Here is a 19,481-nt window from a genome sequence, read left to right on the forward strand (position 1 = left end):
TATACACAAAAATAGAATAAAAAAAAACACCAAACAAGTGGTGTTTTTTTTTATTTAATTTCGACAGGAATATTTTTGTATATAAAATTGATTTTGTGATTCTTGAAGCCGTACATCGCCGCCGTTTTGTTTTAGAATGGTATTTGAATAAGCTTCACTGGTTTTTGAATAACCTGGATTAAAAAAAAACGTCCAAATATTTTCAACAATCTGATTGTTTCCAGTAATATTATACAAAGAATATTTTCCGCCGTCATTTGTAAATGTGACTTTCAAATTATCATCAAACTTCACCACAAAACCGAGATTCGTTTTTTTGGTGTTGGAAATTTTGATTCCGGAACCTGAAGCAATCTTTTCTGAAAAAGGTTGCAAATCATTTTCTGAAAGATTGCAGATGTTAATTTGTTGGCCATAGGCGAAACCGGAAAATAGTATTAGTAATAGTAGTTTTTTCATTATTTAAGAGGTTTTAAAAATCCGAAATAATCATTCAGATAATCGATTAGTTTTATTGTTAGTTCTCTGATCTCATGATGCGAATTAGGATCTCTAAATTCAAATTTTCGCCAGTCGAATGGATCTTCAAAGTCTGAAAGCAATTTTTTGTATCTGATAACAACCTTAAACACTTTCACATCATCAGTTTGTTCCAATCTATCAACGATCTGCTGTAAGTTCCGATAAAAATGACGATCAGGTTTATTATCTACAATTGTCTGTAGTTCATTAACTATTGCCTTGTAATCCATTTTCAAAGCTTTTACAATGCTAAATTACTGATTTGTCAAATATCCAAACCAAAAAATTACAGAAAGGTCAACTTTTCCATTTTCTTTGAGTGTAAAATATAAAGTATTTCCTTTTCGTACGTAGTTCCAATTATTAGCAAAAGCCATTCCCATGTGACCGTTTTTAATGTGTGATAAAATATCATCAATGATATAACTCTGAGCATTGATTTTAAATTCTTCCATAGTGTAAAATTAATTTAGTTAAATAAAAAAAGGTTACGGAAATCCGTAACCTATGATAATTTTAAAGTTTCCTTCATTTCCTTGTGAAAAACTGTGAGATATAAATTTTCCCTGCATTGTTCTTCGTTTCCTTTTGTAGCGGTGAAAGTCATTTCGGTACTCGCAGGCTCGTAGATCAGAAAGCCATCACATTCCGGATGATCTATTGAAAAAGCTTTTACCTCATAGCCTCTTTTTTGGAGAAATTCAAAGATTTCAGTTTGTGGTATATGAAGTTTTATTTCCATTTTTATTATGTCATTTATTTCTGTTAATGTGATCATTTTCGTTTATCTTTTTCGGCTGTTAAGACTGCTATAACTTCCGGAATATCTTCCTGTACTTTTATCAATTCGTCCAGGACAAAATCCGCCAAATAAGGTGCAAGATCTCGGAGATATTTTACTAAAATTTCAATTTCCATTATCTCCAGTATTTTCTATATAAATAAGTTGCAGGATAAGGAAATGCAGTTCCGTCACCTTTGAGTTTTATTAGTTCCGAGATAAAAAGAATTGCATCCATTTTGTCGGCATCGCTCAATTTGTTGTACTGCTTTTCTGTTTCGCCTTTCGGACCGACTTTTCTCGGATATCTTTTGTAAAAAGCTTCAAAAGAAATGTCAGTTACTTCAGAAAAAATCCATTTGCTTTGCGGATTTTGATTTGCAATGTCAATCAAAATAGTCTCAGTATTCAAAGGCACTTTCTGTGTAATGATTTGCACCTGTTGTTGTGTCCAGTCACCATCAAAGTCCAATGCTCTTAAAACGCCGTTTAAATCATATTTAAAAACCGCTTTCAGACCTGTAACCTGATGTTTTGAAATAAATATTCTCATTGTAATTGTTGGTGTAATTGGTTTTTGAACATATCCAGTTTGTTCGCCTCGTAGATTCCGCCATAAGACTTTTTTAAATCGCTCAAAATATCAAAAACCAAATCGACCAGGTGATATTTTAAAGTAAGATTCAGCTTTTTTCCGTTCGGATTCAGGCTGTAGCTGATGCACCTTTTGCTGATGATTTCAAAAAGTTCTATTCTCATAGATTTGCCGGATCTCTGAGGCCTATTCTGTGCAATCATTTGGCATTGATCCATTATAATCTTGTGTAGCAGGAAGAGCGTTTCCGGATCTACTTTTATTTGCATTCTCATAATCGTTTATGATTGATTGTTTATACTTTTCTACAAGTTCTTCCATATTCAAAAGGCTTGGTTTTTCTTCCAATATTCCATCTATGAAATACTGGAAGAAAAATTCCTTTGATGCCTGTATGAATTGGATATCTGTCATTTTAATATTTAAAATCTGTCCAATGAATGATAATTCCTTCGAAATCTTCACTGAAATAAGCTGCGAAATCTGCAAAAGCTTCAAATCCATCGTTTTGAGCCAAATGTAAAAGTGCATCCTTTTCCCAAAGACTTTTATCATCAATATCTACCCTCATGTGATCGAAATAATCAGGATCATTTTTAATATGCTTGATTTTAATTTTCTGAATAGAAACAACCGGAATCCTGGGTGCAAATCGAAACATGTTTTTCTGCCTTGCATTGATAAAAAAATCAATCATTATTCCTAACTTCCAACGGTTCTTTTCATCCTTTCGGATTGTGTGAAGCTTTGGTTTAATTACTCCGAATCCTACAACATCACTTGGTTTTAAATTGTAATTAGAAATAATTTCAGTGTAACCAGGGATAATGTTATTTTCAATTAAGCCAATCCAAATTTTATTTACAAAATTTGTAGGCTTTCCGGAAATCTGTGTTTTGAATGATAGTATCATAATAGAGCAGCTATTTTCTTAACCAAATCAATATTATCTTTATCAAGCCTATCTTTTAGATTCTGTTCTTTATCCAGGCTATAAAGAGCATTTGATAAGTCAATGTTGATTCCTTCCCAATATTCATCCTCTTCGATTTCTTCCGTTTCTTTTTCAAAGCAACTTTTACATATAACTATGTTCGTGTGCCATTTTTCTGAGCCATATCCGTCATTCAAATCGAATATATCACCGCAATGTTCGCAAGGTGTTGGCATTTCCATTTCTTCAAAATCCATATTCTAATTTTTTAATTGTAAGATTGTTGTTCATTGATAAATCCTTCGACCATTTTTGCGGTGAAATTCAGGTCTTTTTGAGCGTTTTTGAAAGCGTTGTAAAGACTTACCAGGCGAGTGGCTGATATCTGATTGAATTTGTCAACTTTGGCGGCTCTACAGGCAATTCCTTTGACGTAATCAATTGAAACCTGTTTGTTCATCAGTTTAAACATTCCGAAAATTGAAGCGATCAAACGTTTTCTTTTGATGTCCATTTCTTCGATGCTGTTTTTCTCTAGGACTACACACATTGCGTGGATCTCTGATTCTGTAAGTTTGGCAGCAGAAGTAGTTCTGCCGTTTGTCCATTCTCTGATAATATCTGCTCTATTTTCCAAAAGTCCTTCTTTGGAAAGAAGCGTCATAAGTTTTTTCAGTGTTGCCATTTTATCCGATTTTTAAAGTTTCTTTTGCTACTTGTGTGTGATATTGTCCGCCTTCGATATTTGCTAAAACATTGTCTCGTTTGAAAGTGGATTCACGTTCTTTATCACTCATTTTTGAATAATCAATTTGTATAAGTTGTTCCGGATGATAGATTTTAGAAGCCATCACATATTTTGAGAAAAAAGCTTCCTGTAATTCGGCTCTTTTAGCATTTTTTGTTTTGGTAGTTCTGCATCTTTTGATGTGTGGTAAACAGAATGCTTTAAATTGTGTTGCTGCGTGTCCTCTGAAGTATTCATAAGAACAGGAAAGCGTGACATAGTCTAAATATTCCATTTCGATTTGAAAGTCTTTTCCGTTATTGTTATTTTGAAAAATTCGGAAACTTTGACCTTTAAAAAAATATTCTATTAATTGTAAAAAAAGCATCTTATCAATATTAGTTTTGTACTTGAAAAAATATTTTTGAAACTTAATTTTACTAAGGTCTTCATCAGAAAGATTGTACTTTTTCATCAGGCGGTTTAAGGCGGTTTTTGCCGCTTCTTTTTCGCCGTCAATTCCACGATTGGCCAATTCTAATACTTTGGCGATTTTGTCTTTAATTTCTGTATTCATATTTAAATTTTTTTGCTCCCATCAGCGGAATCGAACCGCTGATAAAAACCGTTTGGGATTAATTGATTTTGAACGTCACCCAGATATAGTGATCTGATTGACTGGAAATAAATTCAATTGATACGGGTTCATAAATCCCATACTCTATGCATTTTTTTGTTCCGTCTTTGGTAATACCATCTTTTGTGATATTGCTGAAAACAGCATAATTAGAATCTCCAATTTTCCTTACATCTGCTGTATAATGTTCTTCACCTTCGATAGTAGCACTTACAACAATAATCTCATTTTCAATAGGCTTTTTATAACCCTGTAAATTCTCTATGCTCATTGTTTTAAGCATTAAAAAATGACAGGAAAACACTTTCCGGAATCTCCATTTCTGTCTCAGATTTGAAATGTTTCATAAAATTCTCGACCACTTCCATATTTTTACTGGTAGTGTATTCTACATATTTTACTTGCTTTTCGTTATCATAATCGATGTCATCCCAGGGCTGATAAGGATCTTCCATTTCCAAAAGATGTGGAGTTGCACTATCACAGTAAAAAAACACAAATGCACCGATGAAAAACCCAACCACAAAGGCAACTGCTAACAGTATCAAAATTGTTGCTTCCATATCATTAATCTTTTGGCAGTAAGAAAGTAAGATCCATATCTTTTGGCAGATCCACACTGGTGATAGAAAGCGGAATACTTTTTTCGATGCCGGTACCGTCTTTATAAACAGCCTCAACAAACCATCTTGATACTTTTGGTTTGTACTCACTTTGGATCAGTTCTACACCCCTTTGAAAATCTGTGTCCGGGAAATCTTTGTCGGCAATCTGACGAAGTTCTAAAACCTTTTTGCTGTCCAAATCACCATTTCCATTGCGTTGCAATAATCTGTAAGCGATTGAAAGCACTTTTTTAGAATTTTCGTCTTTTCCGAGTGATCCTAAAAACTTGTGAACCATTGCAATTCCATAAGCGGCATTTTCGCCATAGCCGTCTGTAATCCTGTAACCTAACTTGATGCTTTCACCTCCTACAGTTATTGTGTGTGTTTGTTGATTGGAACGAACACCGATTGTTTCAATCTTTTGTTTTAGGTAAAGTTCAAAATCCTGGAAAACTTTTGCTTTTGCTATCTCCAAAGCTTCTGAAGCTTTACGCAGAATTTTAATTGATTCAGGCATTGTTTCGGCCGCCAATTCTTCCAGGGCTTGCAGATCTGCTGCTCTTTTTTCTTTCTCCTGTTTTTTCTGATCTGAAAGCTGTTTTGCAAGATCTCTTTTTTGTTCAGCTGACAATGTGCTGATGTCGATTGTATTTGTCATAGTGCGTTATTTTGTATTATTAATTTTTGTAATTCCTGCTCTTTTTCTTTCAGTAATTCGTGAGTTTCTTTCCATAAATCCTGATGCTCTTCATTTTCTAATATTGCTTTTAGATTTTTTATTATTTCTTCAAGCTCCTTTTCTGTTGGTGGAAAAAAACTCATTATTCTGGTTCTTGTGATTTAAAAAAATAGGCTTTGCGGTTTGTGTCGTACACAAATTTTCCATTCCTTGATTTCTCCTGTGCTTTGGCAGTTTCCAACGCTTTTAATGAATCCTGCCGGCTCTTGTCTCGCTCGTTGGCTTTGGCCAGTTCGTGACCTGCTAAATCTCCCGATTGTTTCATCAATTATTTTTGATTTGATTATTCAATTTGTCTTTTTCAAATTTTTCAGAAGCTTCATTGAAGCCTTTTTGATATTCAGTTTCCCCAAAATCTTTTATAATTTTCACTGCTCTTTCTTGAGCTTTTACAGTTTCAGAAAATTTCGCATTAGATGGTAATTTTTGAAATTGCTCTAAAATTGTGTCCAATATTTCTGTTGGTGTTTTCATATTATTTTTGATATTTTAATTATTCTATTTTGCCCCAATATTTGGCTGCTCTCTCGTGATTAATAATGAAAGGTTCACCGCCTCCGTTCAATCGTTTTTTCGGCATTGCTCTGAATCCTTTGACCGGTACCTGGATATCTACATCATACCAGATACTTTTTGCCAAAGCGCCTTTTACAGCGTCTAAATCTTTTCCATCCACGTGACTGATATAAATGATTCCCTTCTTTGGATAAAACTCCTTTTTGAACTCGAAATACTCTTCTTTGGTCGCTTGCAGATACTGTACGGAATCTATGATGATGAAATCCGGTGAACGTTGTTTTCTGAGCCGTTCTGATAGTTCTGTGAGATTCTCACCGCTGATGATCTGGAATTTATCAGCAACCATATCCATATTATTCCGTGCAACAGTCATCTGTAATGTGTGAGAATCGCCCTCTTCTATAGAGTTGTAGGCTACTTTTCCATATTGTGTCAGTTCCTTTCCGATTTGCATTGCCAATTCTGTTTTGCCTTCACCGGAACTGCCGTAGATAATCATACTAAATTGCTTGCAAGGCTCTCCAAATGAATTTTTCCAAACGCCTTTAAGTGGTAGTAATTCAAATTTTTTGGTTAAAAAAGTTTTTACATTTAGCGTTTTGGCCATCTTATTCCGCTTGTTTATTTTTCATTTGATAGATTGCGCCTCGAGTAACTCCGTATTCTTTGGCTAATGAATAGCCGGACTGTCCGGCCTCCAATTTTTCAAATATTTCTGTTTTCTGCTCTTTGGTCAGCTTTTGAGGAAATTTTGTGTTTCCTGCCTTCAGACCCCATTTCAGATTTTTATAATGGTAATCTGTGTGATCATTGTTCTTGTGAATTGCTCTTTGGTTTGGTTCCGGCGCCAGTCCTTCCCAACATTCCAACACCAATTTTGCAAGGCCTATCTGCTTATTCTTGTAGTAAAAAAATCTTGAAAGGTGATTTCCTTTGTCTCGGACTTTGATGATTACAGGATTTTCATTTAGGAAAACTTCAGAACCATTCTCATTCACTTTCAGACCTTCTATTTCCGGATGATATCTGAAATCTTTCATTAGGCAACCAGTTTTTCTTTTTCGTCAATTCTTTCAGCTATCACAGCGTTGTAAACTTTTCGCAAGTCGCCTTTTGAAGTCACAGAAACTTTGTTGATTTTAGGTTCATTACTCAAGCCATTGCCAACACAAACTAATTTGATGTCACTTGCAGAAGTATCTTCCAGTTCAATGAAAGAACCGTAACGGCTTTTAATTTCCTCATAACCTTTCTTTCTCAATCTGATACCGTCTTCAATCCTTTTTTTAAGAAAATGAGTACCTAAAATGATAATTGAGCAATGTTGGAATAGTTCGTTGTAAAGTGTGATCAGAAACAAAAACACATCATCAGGCACTTTGTCGATTTCATCCAGGATCAATTGTGGATTTTCCATATCTTTCAATCTTCTTACTATTTCTCGCATCATACTGGAGATTTTTGGTGTAAAATCCCTTGAACCCAACTGCATAAGAATTTCTGAAAGAAAGAAACTGCGATCCCAATACTGACCACATTCTACACGGAAAACATTTTTATTTTCAGCAGCTATTTTTTTTGTGGTAGCAGATTTGCCGGCACCGGCGTTACCAATAAAACTCAAAACAAGATGATTGGCTTTTGCGTCTGCAATGCTCGAAAGCATTATTTTGGAATTGGTAGTTTCTACAAATTGCCATTCGTTAGAATTGTGGCCGACCTGTGCGCCAACACGGCGAAACATATCATCTGAATACGGATCCCAATGTCCACTTAACAAATGTGAAACGACAGCCGATGAAACACCTTTCAATGATGCAGCTGCTTTATTTTGACTTCCTTTTTGTTCAACGTAGTTTCTTAGAAGGTCTACGATTGCAATTTTTTCTTTTTGATTCATATCTAATTACTTGTTATTTGATCGAATAATGATCTTTTGTTTGTTTTGATTTGCTCTTCTTTTGTGCCGTATGCAAGCATTTTTGCATCAAGTTCCCAATTATCAACAATCATTGAATTTTGTTCATCAATTAGAGATTCTCGAGTGATTCCGGTACGTTCCGCAATTTCCTGGTACTTCGTCCAGTCTCTGTGCATTTCTCTGTCTCGGACTTCCATATCTTTGATCATTTGCGCCTTGCTGTCTTCTGTAGAGAACTTCATCATTTGGCTGTGTTCTCGTTTTTTCTGGGCGTAAGCGACAAACACTTTTTGTCCTTTCTCGTTAAGTTCATAGAGTTTCACATACTGATCAAGATATTCAGGATCGTAAGCGACAATTAATTTTGTGTTGACATATTTCTCTCTGAAAACTTCATCAATCTGATTGTCGTTATCGTAAACCTCAAAATCGTAATCAACACCGGAAACTGTTAGTTTCATACCTTCACGCTTGTAAAGCTTTGGTTTGGTTTCGTCGAGCCAAAACATTGAGATTTGTTCGAAGGCATCAAGTTCCTGAGTATGCTCTGTCTGCGTTGCAAAAACCTCATTCCTGGATTTGTTGAAACGTGGGTGTTTCATATTGTTCCACTCATTGACCATTACAATAAAATGTCTGTACAGTTCATCTTTGGTCGGTAGTGCATCCTTGAACTCTTTGATGAAATCAACATTCACCTGGGAGCGACTTTGCTTAGCTTTTATAGACTGTTTATCCGAAAACCAACGCTTACCAATCACCTGCTGTTGAAAGCGGTTAAAAACCTGCTCTATGGGATTTGATTTTCTACCTACTTTGTGGTGATAATGAGAATTGGCAACTTTACTGTACAATTCCTGCATTTTCTTTGTCCGGTGGCCGGACTGTGCATCATAGGTAAATAGATAAGGCTTTGCACAAGCGGTGTTGACTGCCATCTTCAACGCTTTGAAGTGATCAACGTGGGTTTCAGATTCTGAAAGGCTCCAACCGAGAATTTTTTCACTGTAAACATCGATTACAACATCGATATTCATATCTGCACCCATCTTATTTTTATTATCCTTGATGTGGATGGTGTCGAGTTTAGTTCCATCGATCGCCCAATGTGCATTAGGGAAAAGTGTCTCTTTATTTTTCTTAATTGTGTGGCCGAAACGATTGATGTATGCATCTTTGCCGTCACGTGGTCTTAACCAAATTCGTTCATTTTCAGGCTTCATTATAAAGTTCTGGATTGCGCTTTCTGAAAGGCGCGGAAATCCAGTGATAGATCTTTTGTTTTCATAGACCGCCCAAAGTTCCGGAATAGAACATTTTATCGGAAGGGAATAATAAGCGATTAGCCACTCACCAACTTCCTGAGATATTTTCAGTGAGTTATTGTTACAATAGTTGCTATGTATTAATCCTTCAAGCCCTGTTCTCTGATATCGCTTATTTGATTTTTTGAGAATACAAGATTCAAATTTCGCACGAAGTGCCTGGGGATTTTCCGGAAGATCAAAAGGATATCTGAATCTGAGATCATCGCTAATGTTATGCACTGAATCTGCGATACTTTTCCAAAGTTCCGCTTTATTGATTTTTGGATTAGCATTCGTCACTTTACTGATAACTTTACTGATAGCGTTAAAAACCGCCACGTTTGCCGTGTATTGCTCAACAGCATCAGCATTGGCCTCTGATAGATATCTTCCATCTTCAAGTTCATAATTGGCGAAATAAGCAGCAGCAGTTTCATCGGAGGTTAGAAACTCAGAAAAATGAATCGTGCTTTTTTGCTGATGTGGATTGATACCAAGGTCATGCTCAATCACATTTTTAAAACGCTCTGGAATAGAGTTGTAAATGTACAGGGCTGAATTGCCAAGACCGCCGCCATTGCGAGCCTTTTTTATTTTGCCTTTGCTTGCCAGTTGCTTCAAGTTATTGAAAGAAATAACGCCTGTCTCATTGAGCCAGTTTGCTTGTACGCAAAGAGTGTTATTGTAGTATTCAAACATAGATTTAAACGGTGTTTAAATGGTTTTTAATTTGTTCCCAGGAGCGGAATCGAACCGCTCAAGAACCGTTTGGGATTTATATTTCTTCTAACTGGCTGATTGCATCATCAAGTAGATTTATAACTTCTTGTAATGAATCCAGGTTATCTTGTAGTTCTTCAGTTCTTTCGAAATATTCGCCACCTTTATTTGATTCCTTCCAATTGTCTGTTTTTTCATCGTAAAAATCTTCTCTCTTTGAAATGGTCTCTTCTAAAGTTTCAAGTTTTGTACTTAGCTGTTCCCTGTTTTTTTCAAGTGAGTTTTGTTGTGTAGTAAAGTTCATTTTAAGCGGTTTTATAGTTGATATTTATTGAAAGGCCTAAAAGCATTACGTAAGTTGCTTTTTGTTTTTCACCGGTGGTTGCATCGATCACATCAATAGTTTTATGTGAAAAGATTGTTTGAAATAGTTTTTTCATATCTATTGTTTTAAAAGTTTTTTACGGTTTTCAATAACAGCTTTCAAAGCGGCAACAGCCTCAGTGTGATTTTTAGAATACACTCTCAAAAAAGCTTTTTCTACAGAGTGTCTTGGTAGTCCGGATTTTTCAGCAGCTAAATCCCAGTCTCCATATCTCTTTTGAGAAAGTAAAGCCTGTAATACTTGGAGGTATTCGACCTCTTCTGGTGTTTGTGGATCAAAATATATTTTTGGGTTTTTATCCACATTTACGGTTTTCCGTACTCTCTGTATTTTCATTTTGTCGTAGTTTTGTCTTAATTGTCCGACAAATATAAATAGAAATTTTTCTATCAACCAAATTAAAATAGAAAAAAATCTAATATTTTTTTAAAATATGAGAAACATTGTAGAGAAACTTAAAGAATATTTAGACTTTAAAAATATTGAGATTGCAGTTGCAGAAAGGGAATTAGGAGTATCAAATGCAAGCCTAAGTAAACCTTTTAAAGCAGGAACAAACATTAAAACCTCTACGTTAGAAAAATTTCTATTTACTTACAAAGACTTAAATCCTTTATGGGTCTTAGATGAATCTCCTAATATGTTAAGAAAGGGAAATAGCAGTCAGATTAATGAATCTTTGCAAGTTTACGAGACCAAAAAGACAAAAGATGCCCTAATAGAAATGCAAGAAGTACCATTGTATGACTTGGAGGCTACAGCAGGGCTGCAAGAATTGTTTGATAGCGGAAAATCACAAAGAATTTTAGATACTATTAAGATTCCTAATCTGCCAAAATGTGACGGGGCTTTGCGCATTACTGGAGACAGTATGTATTCACTATTAAAATCAGGAGATATTATTCTTTTCAAACAAACCTCCGTGGAAAATATTTTTTATGGTGAAATGTACCTTCTTAGCATTAAAATTGACCATTGGGAGGAGTATGTAACCGTTAAATTTGTTCAGAAATCTGACAAAGGAGACGACTTCGTCAAATTAGTTAGTCAGAACCAGCATCATCAACCAAAAGATGTTGATATTAAACATATTCAAGCCATAGCTATGATAAAAGCAAGCATAAGATACAATACAATGTTTTAAATATTTGATTATAAGCGGTTTATATGATTTTATTGACGTTTTAAAACTATCATAACCCTGTTAACTCAATAACTTTTTACGCTATTTGACCAATTAGGAATATCTTTTTTAGGTATTCTCATTAATTATTTATTGCAATTTTATAACCCCAAACGTAACCCCTATGATAACCGCATTCGTTAATTTTAGTTTAGTACAACTTTCTATGCAGAATATTGTTTCAGACTCATTAAATACTGTTTAAACACTTTTTTAAACACCAAAAAAACGCCCGAAAAACCTTTTATTACTGGTTTTCGGGCGTTTTATCGTGAGAAAGGTATTTACAGGTTAAAAGATGGTAGTTAAAGTATTAACCGGTAGTTATTAAATGGTAGTTAAATGTAGTTAATTTTACTTTTTGTTCAGAAATTATTTTTTACTGAAACCCTGCCAAAGCCTTTTAATAAAGCATTTGCGAGATTTTTTACTTTTTTTATTTTTGACCTTTTATTATCAATGCCCTAAATAATTTTGCATTTCTTCCATAAATATCTTGTCAGATATTGGATATTTTTCTGATAAAATTGAATCTACTCCACATTTTGGACATATAGCAGTTTCTTTTTTATCAGATTCTTCAATCCATTCAATAAGTTCTTTTGTTTTGAAAATATTTAAGCAAAGAAAACATCCACAATTTTCATAATTTAAGAGCTCTTCTTTATTTTTAAAACTTCCTTTATGAGAATTTTTTAGAACATCTAATGAATGCTGATTTTTCATTCTGAAAAAATCTTATGTTTTACTTTCCCTTGCTGTTCAAGGATTTTTTGATTGATTTTTTCCAAAAATTGTTGATATTTTGGATTCTTGTCGTCGGCTGTTCTGTGGTTGAGCGCAGTTAGGATCTTATTATTTTCATTAATGAAAACCTTTGTTTCATCTTTAAAATAAGCATTTCCGAATTTTTCCCAAATGTACTGAACAGCTTGAGAATTTGGGTGAATCATATCTTCTTTGTAAAATCTGTAATCACGGAGATCATCCATCATCAATTCATAAATTGGAAGATAATGGCAATTTTCTTTTCCGGAAATGGATTCGTGGATTGCATTGATTAATTTAGATTTACTTAATTGATTTTCTACAATACCGTCTTTGGTGTGACGAACAGGCGAAACCGTGAACAGGATCTGAACATCAGTTTTACAAATATCTTTTAGAATTTCAATTGTTTTATTAATTGATTCCGATAATTCATGATTTGATAAGAATCGTTTTTCAAAAAACTTTTGTGGGATTTTGTGACAGTTTGCAACCAACTTGTTCTTCGGTAGAAATTCATAAATATATGATGTTCCGAATGTGATGATCACAAAACTCGTGTTCTGCAAAAACTGATTCGCATCTTCTATATTTTTATTGATTTTCTCTAAAGATTGATGTACAAATCTGGAATCGAAAGACGAATGATGATCCAGACTGATGTAACTTTCATTAGCTAAAATCAAATCACTTTCCTGATATTCCTTAGCATCATAAATCTGCTGTATCGCATTATGAATCGAATACGGATTGAAAACCGTCCCAAACGGATTATTCAAAGACTGGATCTGACCTTCAGAAAATTTCTCGTGCATCTCCGTTGCAAAACACGATCCGATGGAAAAGATGCAGTCATCCATTCCAATTTTTTTCTCACTTACATTAATATCTACTTCTGTTCTGAATTTCAAAATTTTATCTTTTATCTTTTTACTTTAATCTTGTTTATTATTGTTAGCTTTCTCTTCTCAAAAGATAATTTGCTAATTCCCGGAATGGTAATTTGCTCTCGTCGGAAAGGTTGATTTTATCGAGGTAACTTTGACCAATCTCGTTGTGTTTTTGAATCAATCTTAAAACTTTATCGTCCACTTTTGTTCTTCTGAAAATCTTTTCGACGCTGTAAACTTTATCAACATTGTCAGTTTTCTTGGAGTACCAATAATTCAGTTCAGATAATTCCTCTGGATTGGCGTGTTCCAAAGCTAAAAGGTAAAGAATTGTTTTTTTATTCTCATAAATATCGCCGGCGTGTTTCTTACCAAACTGTTCCTGATTTCCGAAAACATCCAGATAATCATCCATAATTTGAAATGCAATTCCTATATGTTTCCCGAAGTTGTACATTGCTTCCGCATCTTCTTCTGATGCACCAGCAATCAACGCTCCAATTTGAAAGGAAGAAGCACTGAGAACACCCGTTTTAAATGTAATCATCTGAATATAGTCATCATAACTTACATCGGTTCTGTTTTCGAAATTGATATCAAACTGCTGACCTTCGCAAAGAACTGCACCAGTTTCAGAAAATATTTTAATACATTTTTTAAACAATTCCGGTTCCAGATCTTCAAAAAACTGATAAGCTTTAATCAATAATGCATCGCCAGAAAGAATCCCAACATTGATTCCGTGAAGGGTGTGGATTGTTGGTTTATTTCTCCTTAATGGCGCTTCGTCCATTATATCATCATGGATTAAGGTAAAATTGTGGAAAAACTCGATGGCCAAAGAAGGTTTTAAAGCTTTATCCAAATCGCCTTTGAAAAGATCGCAGGCCATTAATAACATAATCGGACGAAGCCTCTTTCCACCGTGAGAAATGATGTAATTCATCGGTTGGTACAATTCGTCCGGTTTATTTGTAAAAGTATGTTTTTCGATAGCGTCTGCTACAATTTTCTGATACTGGTCTAAGAATTCCATTTAAAAACTTGTTTGAGGCAAAAATACGATTTTTAAACACTTTTCAAATAAAATACTCCGACAAACTGCCAGAGTATTTCCTGAATAATGAATTTGATATTTATTCAACAACAATCAATTAACTATATGAATTTTTTTTGAAACCGAATTTTGATTTTGCTTTAAATTAATAATATATAATCCGCTTTTAAGACCTTCATTCGCAAGCGAAACTGAATGCGTCCCTTTTTTATCCGCAACTTTTGATTTTTTTCTCATTTGTCTGCCTTGCATATCCCAAATCGTAAGAAGCGTTTCCCCACTTTCTGAAAGACAAAAATTCAGTGCCGGACGAGTTCCGCTTATGGTTTTCATATTTTTCAGCTGACAAGCTTTATCATCGGAAACAGATAAATTTTCCTGAGAATAGATTTCTGTTTTTTTCAAATATTGCTGTTCAAATCCTCCTGAACAGATTAATTTCCAACTTCCATCAAGAAAAATTGAAGCTGCGTTTCCGGTATTCCAGGCCGTTGGTTTATTGGTTAAATGAGTCCACGTATTATTTTCGGCATCAAAAAAGTAATTTTCATCTGTATAAGTATCAAAAGTATTATCCGTAGTTCCACCAATAAGAATCACGCCATTATTCCAAGGCTGAAGTTCAAAGAAAGTACGCGTCTGACCTGGAAAAGAAGTTCCTTGAGTCCAGTTGACAACCGAGCGGTTATTTTGGTCTATTTCTCCAATCCAGACATTGTTCCAATAAGTTGCGGAAAAAGTTCCATTGGAACCACCAACGTAAACCAACTTATTTCCGGAAACTGAAAGTGCACCGTAAGAAAGCGAAGTTCCCGGCGAAGGAACAGCGTTACATTCACGCCATTTATTTTTATTGATATTATAGACAAAAGTCTTCTCTGAGTTATAACTTCCCACAACATAAATCAAACTGTCCTGATAAGGAACTGCGTCGCCGTCCGTAAAAGCTCTCGGAAAATCTGCAACATTACTCCAAATATCATTTTCAATATTATATTTGTAAACTTTTTTTGTAACCGTTCCCGGCGTTGTAACCATTCCTCCGATGATGAAAATATTCTCTCCAATTCTGGCACTTGCAGCTCCCAAAATTGGCGTAGGAACATTCTGCTTCGTTTCCCAAGTATTGGTTCTGATATTATAACGATAGGTTTTATTTGAAATAATTTCCTGGTCGTTTCTACCACCAATAACGTACATATAAGCATTGTCGCTGGCATCAGAATAAGAAATTGAATTCCCTGCTCTTATTCCTTCCGGCATATCTGCTCCTGTTGTCCATTGCCCAAAGAACATTTCGCAAAAGACAAACGACAAAATAAATAGTAATGATTTTTTCATTTTTTTATTAAAATTAACTCGTAATAAGATTGGAAAAAGTGATTCACAATACAAAGCTTATCAGCAATTACACACAACCGTTTTAAGTCGTTCAATAACGTCACATCTGTTTATGCGAAAAAGAGAATCATTGGTTTATTAAAAACTGTAGTTCGTGACAATCCTGAAAATCGGAAAGCTAAAAAACGTAGTTTTACTTTATGAAAAAACGATTCGTAAGACATTTCATTTTTTGGTTATTCTATGTGATTTTGGAAGTTTACACCGAATATTATTGGATGGAAATCCAGTACAAACAATCTGTCTACTCTACTTTTGTTCACGCTTTCTGGGAAGAATTTCTGACGATAATGCTTATCAAAATGCCGATGGGATATTTGATGTTGTATTTTATTTCGAGGTTCAGACATACGAAAAGCAATATCAAATTAATCATATCATTAGCAGTTACATTAATATTATTTTCGGTTCTTGGCTATGTTTTTCTGGTTCATTTTATTGTGCCTTATATTTATCCGCATCTTGAGATTGTCGGCATTTATGGCTATGGAGGAATTTTAAATTCTTTTATGGACAAGATTTTCCTGGCTTGCGTGATGATTGCACTTTATGAATATTCTGCCAGTCAAAAACTGAAACAACGGGAAATATTATTAATGAAAGAAAAAACCGAAGCAGAACTTAATTTCCTTAAATCCCAAATCAATCCGCATTTTTTGTTTAATACATTGAATAATATCTATTCTCTTGCACGGGAAAAATCTGATAAAACGGCTGATGTTATTTTAAAATTATCGAGTCTTCTGCGGTTTATGTTGTATGAAACTAAGGAAAAATTCATTCCGATATCAAAGGAAATTCAGTTTATGAATACTTATCTGGAAATTCAGAAAATACGTTTTGATGAGCGTTTGAAAATTGAATTTCAGAATTCGGTCACAGATAATCAGGAATATGTTTTACCTTTAGTATTACTTCCTTTTTTAGAAAATGCCTTCAAACACGGTGCAAGTGAAAGCACGGATGATAAATTCATTAATATCAATCTTGAAATTAATAATAATATTTTAAATTATAGCGTCATTAATTCTTTTGAAAAAAATGATAATGAAGAAAGCAAAGGCATTGGTTTGATTAATTTTGAAAGACAACTGAAATTGGTTTACAACGACTTCCGTTTGCAAACCGAAGAAGAAAATAATATATTCACAGCAACACTTTACATCAATCTGAATTCCTATGAACCTGAAATGTATAATAGTTGAAGATGAGCCACTGGCCGTCAATATAATGAAAGATTACATCCAGCAGATTCCTTTTTTGGAATTGATTGCGGTTTGCAATGATGCAATCAGTGCGATGCAAAAACTCAATGAAAACAAAATCGATTTGATGTTTCTGGATTTACATTTGCCAAAAATAAAAGGTCTGGATTTTTTAGCCACAATCAAGAATCCGCCCAAAGTCATCATCACAACAGCTTATCACGAGTTTGCCGTGGAAAGTTATCAGTATCAGGTTTTGGATTATTTGCTGAAGCCTATTGCGTTTGAAAGGTTTGTATCAGCGGTTCAAAAAGCTTTACCAACTGCAAAAACAGAAAGTCAGATACCAAATGAACCTGAATTTTTGTTCTTTACTGTTAATAAGAAAAGAGCAAAAATTCAGGTTCAAGAAATTCTTTATATCGAAAGCCAAAAAGAGAATATCAAAATTGTTTTAAAAGAAAGAACAATCATAACCCGACATTCTATTAGTGAGCTGGAAAAAATTCTGCCGTCAGATTTTATCCGTATTCATCGTTCTTTTATCATTTCAAAATCCAAAATAGACTTTTTTGATTCACAATCTGTAGAAATCCTGGGAATATCAATTCCTATCGGTAGGAACTACAAAGATTATATTAAAAGTTTATTAGAATATTAAAACTACAAGCAAATAAGTAATTCCTGCAACAATTGCGCTGATTGGAATCGTAAGAATCCAGGCCCAAAGCAAACTTACTGTAATTCCCCATCTTACAGCTGAAACTCTTTTCGTCAATCCAACTCCGATGATAGCACCTGTAACAGTGTGTGTCGTAGAAACCGGAATTCTCAATTGTTCCGTAATGAAAAGCGTAATAGCACCTGCTGTTTCCGCCGCTACACCTTCTAGTGGGGTAACTTTCGTAATTCTGGTTCCCATCGTCTTAATGATCTTCCAACCACCACTCATCGTTCCCAAAGCGATTGCCAAGAATGACACAACCGGAACCCAAAGGTAATGCTCTGCAAAGAAGTTAAACCTTTCTGCTTCCGGAATATTAAGATAAAGTGGATCTTTCATCATATTCACGTGAAAATAGATCATCGCAGCTCCAATAATTCCCATTACTTTCTGAGCATCATTGGTCCCGTGTCCAAGACTGAATAATGCAGAAGAAACCAACTGTAGTTTTTTGAACACGCGTTCAGCTTTATGCGGATTGGCTTTTTTACAGATATTGACGATAATCAATGTAATTAAAATTGAAATTGCCATACCGATAAGCGGCGCCATAAATATAAAAAGGAAAATAGGAATTACCACTTTATACTTGACAACATTCTGCGTGAAAAGCTGTACAAAGGACTGATAAGCCGTTTCGAAAAAAGAATATTCAGGATGCGTGATTGCGATCAAATGATAATCGGATATCAATGCGTGCATCAATGCTGCTCCAATAAATCCACCAATCAAAGTGTGTGATGATGAGGATGGAATCCCGAACCACCACGTTAATAAATTCCAGGCAATGGCGGCAATCAATCCTGAGAATATAACTTCGAGGGTGATGAAATTTTCATCCACCGTTTTGGCAATCGTATTACCAATTTTGAATTCGCCTACAACGTAAGCGGCAATGAAAAATGCTGCAAAATTCCAGAATGCTGCCCAGAGAACAGCTTGAAAAGGCGTCAGTACTTTTGTGGAAACAATGGTTGCGATAGAGTTAGCTGCATCGTGAAAACCATTGATATAATCAAATATTAACGCAAGTGCGATAATGATAATTAGTAGAATTGGAAATTCCATTCGTTTATTTTTAGATACTGCTTTTTATGCGTATTTGATAACTATGCTTTCCATTGTGTTGGCAACATCTTCTGCTTTGTCTGTAACGATCTCAAGATAATCCAGGATAGATTTCTGTTTGATAATCAACAATGCATCATTCGTTTCAAATAACTTCACGATAGCCTGGCTCAAAACATCATCTGCAATATTCTCGTAAGAATTGATCTTGATGCAAGACTCTCTTACCTCGTTTGGATTTTTAAAATCTTTAAGGTTTTCCAAAGCTTTCTTGATCTCGATACAACATTTGTGGATCAGCAAAGAAAACTCAGAGTAAACTTTATTTTCAGGACTTTTGTAAAGATAAATATATTTTGCAGAAGCGTAAATGTAATCCGCAATATCATCCAAACCAGACGCCAGATAGTTGATATCTTCCCTGTCAAACGGTGTGATGAAGTTTTCCCCTAACTGTACGAAGATCTCGTGTGTAAGATCATCCAATTTGTGTTCATAATCACTCATTTGATTCAACAACGTTTCATCATTGATATCAAACTCCAGAAGACCATCGTGAAATGTTTTTGACATCTCTACTAAGTTATCTGCTACACGAAGAAACAGATCAAAAAAGATTTTATCTTTCGGCTGAAATGCTCTGAAAATATTACCTATTCCCATTATTTTGCTTTAATTTCTGCAAATATGACACAAAAAAACCTTAACGAAAAACTTTTATATTAATTTTTCATTAAGATTAAAACACACAAAAACCTGCTGATTAGCAGGTTTTTATGTAAAATATTTT

Annotated in this window: 34 protein-coding genes; 3 read left to right on the plus strand and 31 right to left on the minus strand. The window is 34.5% G+C overall.

Annotated elements, in window-relative coordinates; all coding sequences use genetic code 11:
• Positions 1-54: 54 nt before the first annotated feature.
• The 25 genes from OPU68_RS06685 to OPU68_RS06805 form a co-directional block, all read right to left on the minus strand.
• On the minus strand, positions 55-459 hold the full coding sequence (locus OPU68_RS06685; protein WP_498473236.1) for a hypothetical protein: 405 nt from the start codon (positions 457-459) through the stop codon (positions 55-57).
• Positions 459-752 (minus strand): hypothetical protein, encoded by a 294-nt coding sequence (locus OPU68_RS06690; RefSeq protein WP_498473237.1) that lies wholly within the window; start codon positions 750-752, stop codon positions 459-461. The genes OPU68_RS06685 and OPU68_RS06690 overlap by 1 nt, the downstream gene beginning before the upstream one ends.
• A gap of 24 nt (positions 753-776) precedes the next feature.
• On the minus strand, positions 777-977 hold the full coding sequence (locus tag OPU68_RS06695) for a hypothetical protein (RefSeq protein ID WP_498473238.1): 201 nt from the start codon (positions 975-977) through the stop codon (positions 777-779).
• 50 nt (positions 978-1,027) lie between these two features.
• Positions 1,028-1,264, minus strand: coding sequence for a hypothetical protein (locus OPU68_RS06700; protein WP_498473239.1), 237 nt, complete (start codon positions 1,262-1,264; stop codon positions 1,028-1,030).
• Positions 1,265-1,296: 32 nt separating this feature from the next.
• A complete protein-coding gene (locus tag OPU68_RS06705) occupies positions 1,297-1,440 on the minus strand; it encodes a hypothetical protein (protein ID WP_498473240.1) in 144 nt (47 codons plus the stop codon).
• On the minus strand, positions 1,440-1,856 hold the full coding sequence (locus OPU68_RS06710; RefSeq protein WP_498473241.1) for an LvrA C-terminal domain-related protein: 417 nt from the start codon (positions 1,854-1,856) through the stop codon (positions 1,440-1,442). The genes OPU68_RS06705 and OPU68_RS06710 overlap by 1 nt, the downstream gene beginning before the upstream one ends.
• Positions 1,853-2,062 (minus strand): hypothetical protein, encoded by a 210-nt coding sequence (locus tag OPU68_RS06715; RefSeq protein ID WP_498473242.1) that lies wholly within the window; start codon positions 2,060-2,062, stop codon positions 1,853-1,855. The genes OPU68_RS06710 and OPU68_RS06715 overlap by 4 nt, the downstream gene beginning before the upstream one ends.
• A gap of 22 nt (positions 2,063-2,084) precedes the next feature.
• On the minus strand, positions 2,085-2,312 hold the full coding sequence (locus OPU68_RS06720) for a hypothetical protein (RefSeq protein WP_498473243.1): 228 nt from the start codon (positions 2,310-2,312) through the stop codon (positions 2,085-2,087).
• 1 nt (position 2,313) lies between these two features.
• Positions 2,314-2,811, minus strand: a complete 498-nt coding sequence (locus tag OPU68_RS06725; RefSeq protein ID WP_498473244.1) for a hypothetical protein — start codon at positions 2,809-2,811, stop codon at positions 2,314-2,316.
• A complete protein-coding gene (locus tag OPU68_RS06730; protein WP_498473245.1) occupies positions 2,808-3,089 on the minus strand; it encodes a hypothetical protein in 282 nt (93 codons plus the stop codon). The genes OPU68_RS06725 and OPU68_RS06730 overlap by 4 nt, the downstream gene beginning before the upstream one ends.
• Positions 3,090-3,100: 11 nt before the next feature.
• Positions 3,101-3,517, minus strand: a complete 417-nt coding sequence (locus tag OPU68_RS06735; protein ID WP_498473246.1) for a hypothetical protein — start codon at positions 3,515-3,517, stop codon at positions 3,101-3,103.
• A gap of 1 nt (position 3,518) precedes the next feature.
• Positions 3,519-4,136: a DUF2786 domain-containing protein gene (locus OPU68_RS06740; RefSeq protein WP_498473247.1), complete on the minus strand. Its 618-nt coding sequence runs from the start codon at positions 4,134-4,136 to the stop codon at positions 3,519-3,521.
• Positions 4,137-4,194: 58 nt separating this feature from the next.
• Positions 4,195-4,467, minus strand: coding sequence for a hypothetical protein (locus tag OPU68_RS06745; protein WP_498473248.1), 273 nt, complete (start codon positions 4,465-4,467; stop codon positions 4,195-4,197).
• A gap of 4 nt (positions 4,468-4,471) precedes the next feature.
• Entirely contained in the window at positions 4,472-4,759 is a 288-nt protein-coding gene (locus tag OPU68_RS06750; RefSeq protein ID WP_498473249.1) for a hypothetical protein, read from the minus strand.
• Positions 4,760-4,763: 4 nt separating this feature from the next.
• The gene (locus OPU68_RS06755; RefSeq protein WP_498473250.1) at positions 4,764-5,462 is read right to left on the minus strand and encodes a hypothetical protein; all 699 of its coding nucleotides are present in this window, start codon (positions 5,460-5,462) and stop codon (positions 4,764-4,766) included.
• Positions 5,459-5,626, minus strand: coding sequence for a hypothetical protein (locus OPU68_RS06760; RefSeq protein ID WP_498473251.1), 168 nt, complete (start codon positions 5,624-5,626; stop codon positions 5,459-5,461). Before OPU68_RS06760 ends, OPU68_RS06755 begins: the two co-directional genes overlap by 4 nt.
• The gene (locus tag OPU68_RS06765) at positions 5,626-5,808 is read right to left on the minus strand and encodes a hypothetical protein (RefSeq protein WP_498473252.1); all 183 of its coding nucleotides are present in this window, start codon (positions 5,806-5,808) and stop codon (positions 5,626-5,628) included. The genes OPU68_RS06760 and OPU68_RS06765 overlap by 1 nt, the downstream gene beginning before the upstream one ends.
• Complete coding sequence (locus OPU68_RS06770; RefSeq protein WP_498473253.1) at positions 5,808-6,017, minus strand: hypothetical protein; 210 nt, start codon at positions 6,015-6,017, stop codon at positions 5,808-5,810. Before OPU68_RS06770 ends, OPU68_RS06765 begins: the two co-directional genes overlap by 1 nt.
• Before the next feature lie 19 nt (positions 6,018-6,036).
• Positions 6,037-6,669, minus strand: a complete 633-nt coding sequence (locus OPU68_RS06775) for a hypothetical protein (protein ID WP_498473254.1) — start codon at positions 6,667-6,669, stop codon at positions 6,037-6,039.
• Position 6,670: 1 nt separating this feature from the next.
• The gene (locus OPU68_RS06780) at positions 6,671-7,102 is read right to left on the minus strand and encodes a hypothetical protein (RefSeq protein WP_498473255.1); all 432 of its coding nucleotides are present in this window, start codon (positions 7,100-7,102) and stop codon (positions 6,671-6,673) included.
• Entirely contained in the window at positions 7,102-7,962 is an 861-nt protein-coding gene (locus OPU68_RS06785; protein ID WP_498473256.1) for an AAA family ATPase, read from the minus strand. The genes OPU68_RS06780 and OPU68_RS06785 overlap by 1 nt, the downstream gene beginning before the upstream one ends.
• 2 nt (positions 7,963-7,964) lie before the next feature.
• Positions 7,965-9,989 (minus strand): transposase family protein, encoded by a 2,025-nt coding sequence (locus OPU68_RS06790; protein ID WP_498473257.1) that lies wholly within the window; start codon positions 9,987-9,989, stop codon positions 7,965-7,967.
• Positions 9,990-10,065: 76 nt separating this feature from the next.
• Positions 10,066-10,314, minus strand: coding sequence for a hypothetical protein (locus OPU68_RS06795; protein ID WP_498473258.1), 249 nt, complete (start codon positions 10,312-10,314; stop codon positions 10,066-10,068).
• Position 10,315: 1 nt separating this feature from the next.
• Entirely contained in the window at positions 10,316-10,450 is a 135-nt protein-coding gene (locus OPU68_RS06800; protein ID WP_498473259.1) for a hypothetical protein, read from the minus strand.
• Between the two features lie 2 nt (positions 10,451-10,452).
• Positions 10,453-10,731 carry a hypothetical protein gene (locus OPU68_RS06805; RefSeq protein WP_498473260.1) on the minus strand — a complete coding sequence of 93 codons (279 nt, stop codon included), beginning with the start codon at positions 10,729-10,731 and terminating at the stop codon, positions 10,453-10,455.
• A 97-nt stretch (positions 10,732-10,828) separates the two neighbouring features.
• Here OPU68_RS06805 and OPU68_RS06810 point away from each other — a divergent pair, with 97 nt between their 5' ends.
• Entirely contained in the window at positions 10,829-11,539 is a 711-nt protein-coding gene (locus OPU68_RS06810) for a S24 family peptidase (protein WP_498473261.1), read from the plus strand.
• A 495-nt stretch (positions 11,540-12,034) separates the two neighbouring features.
• On the opposite strand, the gene OPU68_RS06815 is transcribed toward OPU68_RS06810, so the two are convergent.
• From OPU68_RS06815 to OPU68_RS06830, 4 genes are all read right to left on the minus strand, one after another.
• Positions 12,035-12,304: a hypothetical protein gene (locus OPU68_RS06815; protein WP_498473262.1), complete on the minus strand. Its 270-nt coding sequence runs from the start codon at positions 12,302-12,304 to the stop codon at positions 12,035-12,037.
• On the minus strand, positions 12,301-13,257 hold the full coding sequence (locus OPU68_RS06820; protein WP_498473263.1) for a GSCFA domain-containing protein: 957 nt from the start codon (positions 13,255-13,257) through the stop codon (positions 12,301-12,303). Before OPU68_RS06820 ends, OPU68_RS06815 begins: the two co-directional genes overlap by 4 nt.
• A gap of 43 nt (positions 13,258-13,300) precedes the next feature.
• Positions 13,301-14,272 (minus strand): polyprenyl synthetase family protein, encoded by a 972-nt coding sequence (locus OPU68_RS06825; protein ID WP_498473264.1) that lies wholly within the window; start codon positions 14,270-14,272, stop codon positions 13,301-13,303.
• Positions 14,273-14,386: 114 nt separating this feature from the next.
• Positions 14,387-15,634, minus strand: a complete 1,248-nt coding sequence (locus OPU68_RS06830; RefSeq protein ID WP_498473265.1) for a Kelch repeat-containing protein — start codon at positions 15,632-15,634, stop codon at positions 14,387-14,389.
• 200 nt (positions 15,635-15,834) lie between these two features.
• Here OPU68_RS06830 and OPU68_RS06835 point away from each other — a divergent pair, with 200 nt between their 5' ends.
• Both OPU68_RS06835 and OPU68_RS06840 read left to right on the plus strand, forming a co-directional pair.
• The gene (locus tag OPU68_RS06835; protein ID WP_498473266.1) at positions 15,835-16,899 is read left to right on the plus strand and encodes a sensor histidine kinase; all 1,065 of its coding nucleotides are present in this window, start codon (positions 15,835-15,837) and stop codon (positions 16,897-16,899) included.
• A gap of 25 nt (positions 16,900-16,924) precedes the next feature.
• On the plus strand, positions 16,925-17,560 hold the full coding sequence (locus tag OPU68_RS06840) for a LytR/AlgR family response regulator transcription factor (protein ID WP_498473267.1): 636 nt from the start codon (positions 16,925-16,927) through the stop codon (positions 17,558-17,560).
• On the opposite strand, the gene OPU68_RS06845 is transcribed toward OPU68_RS06840, so the two are convergent.
• Both OPU68_RS06845 and OPU68_RS06850 read right to left on the minus strand, forming a co-directional pair.
• Positions 17,549-18,691, minus strand: a complete 1,143-nt coding sequence (locus OPU68_RS06845) for an inorganic phosphate transporter (protein ID WP_498473268.1) — start codon at positions 18,689-18,691, stop codon at positions 17,549-17,551. The genes OPU68_RS06840 and OPU68_RS06845 overlap by 12 nt on opposite strands.
• Before the next feature lie 24 nt (positions 18,692-18,715).
• Positions 18,716-19,354 (minus strand): DUF47 domain-containing protein, encoded by a 639-nt coding sequence (locus OPU68_RS06850; protein ID WP_498473269.1) that lies wholly within the window; start codon positions 19,352-19,354, stop codon positions 18,716-18,718.
• Between the last annotated feature and the right edge of the window lie 127 nt (positions 19,355-19,481).

The organism is Chryseobacterium sp. TB1-D10 (genome assembly GCF_059803555.1).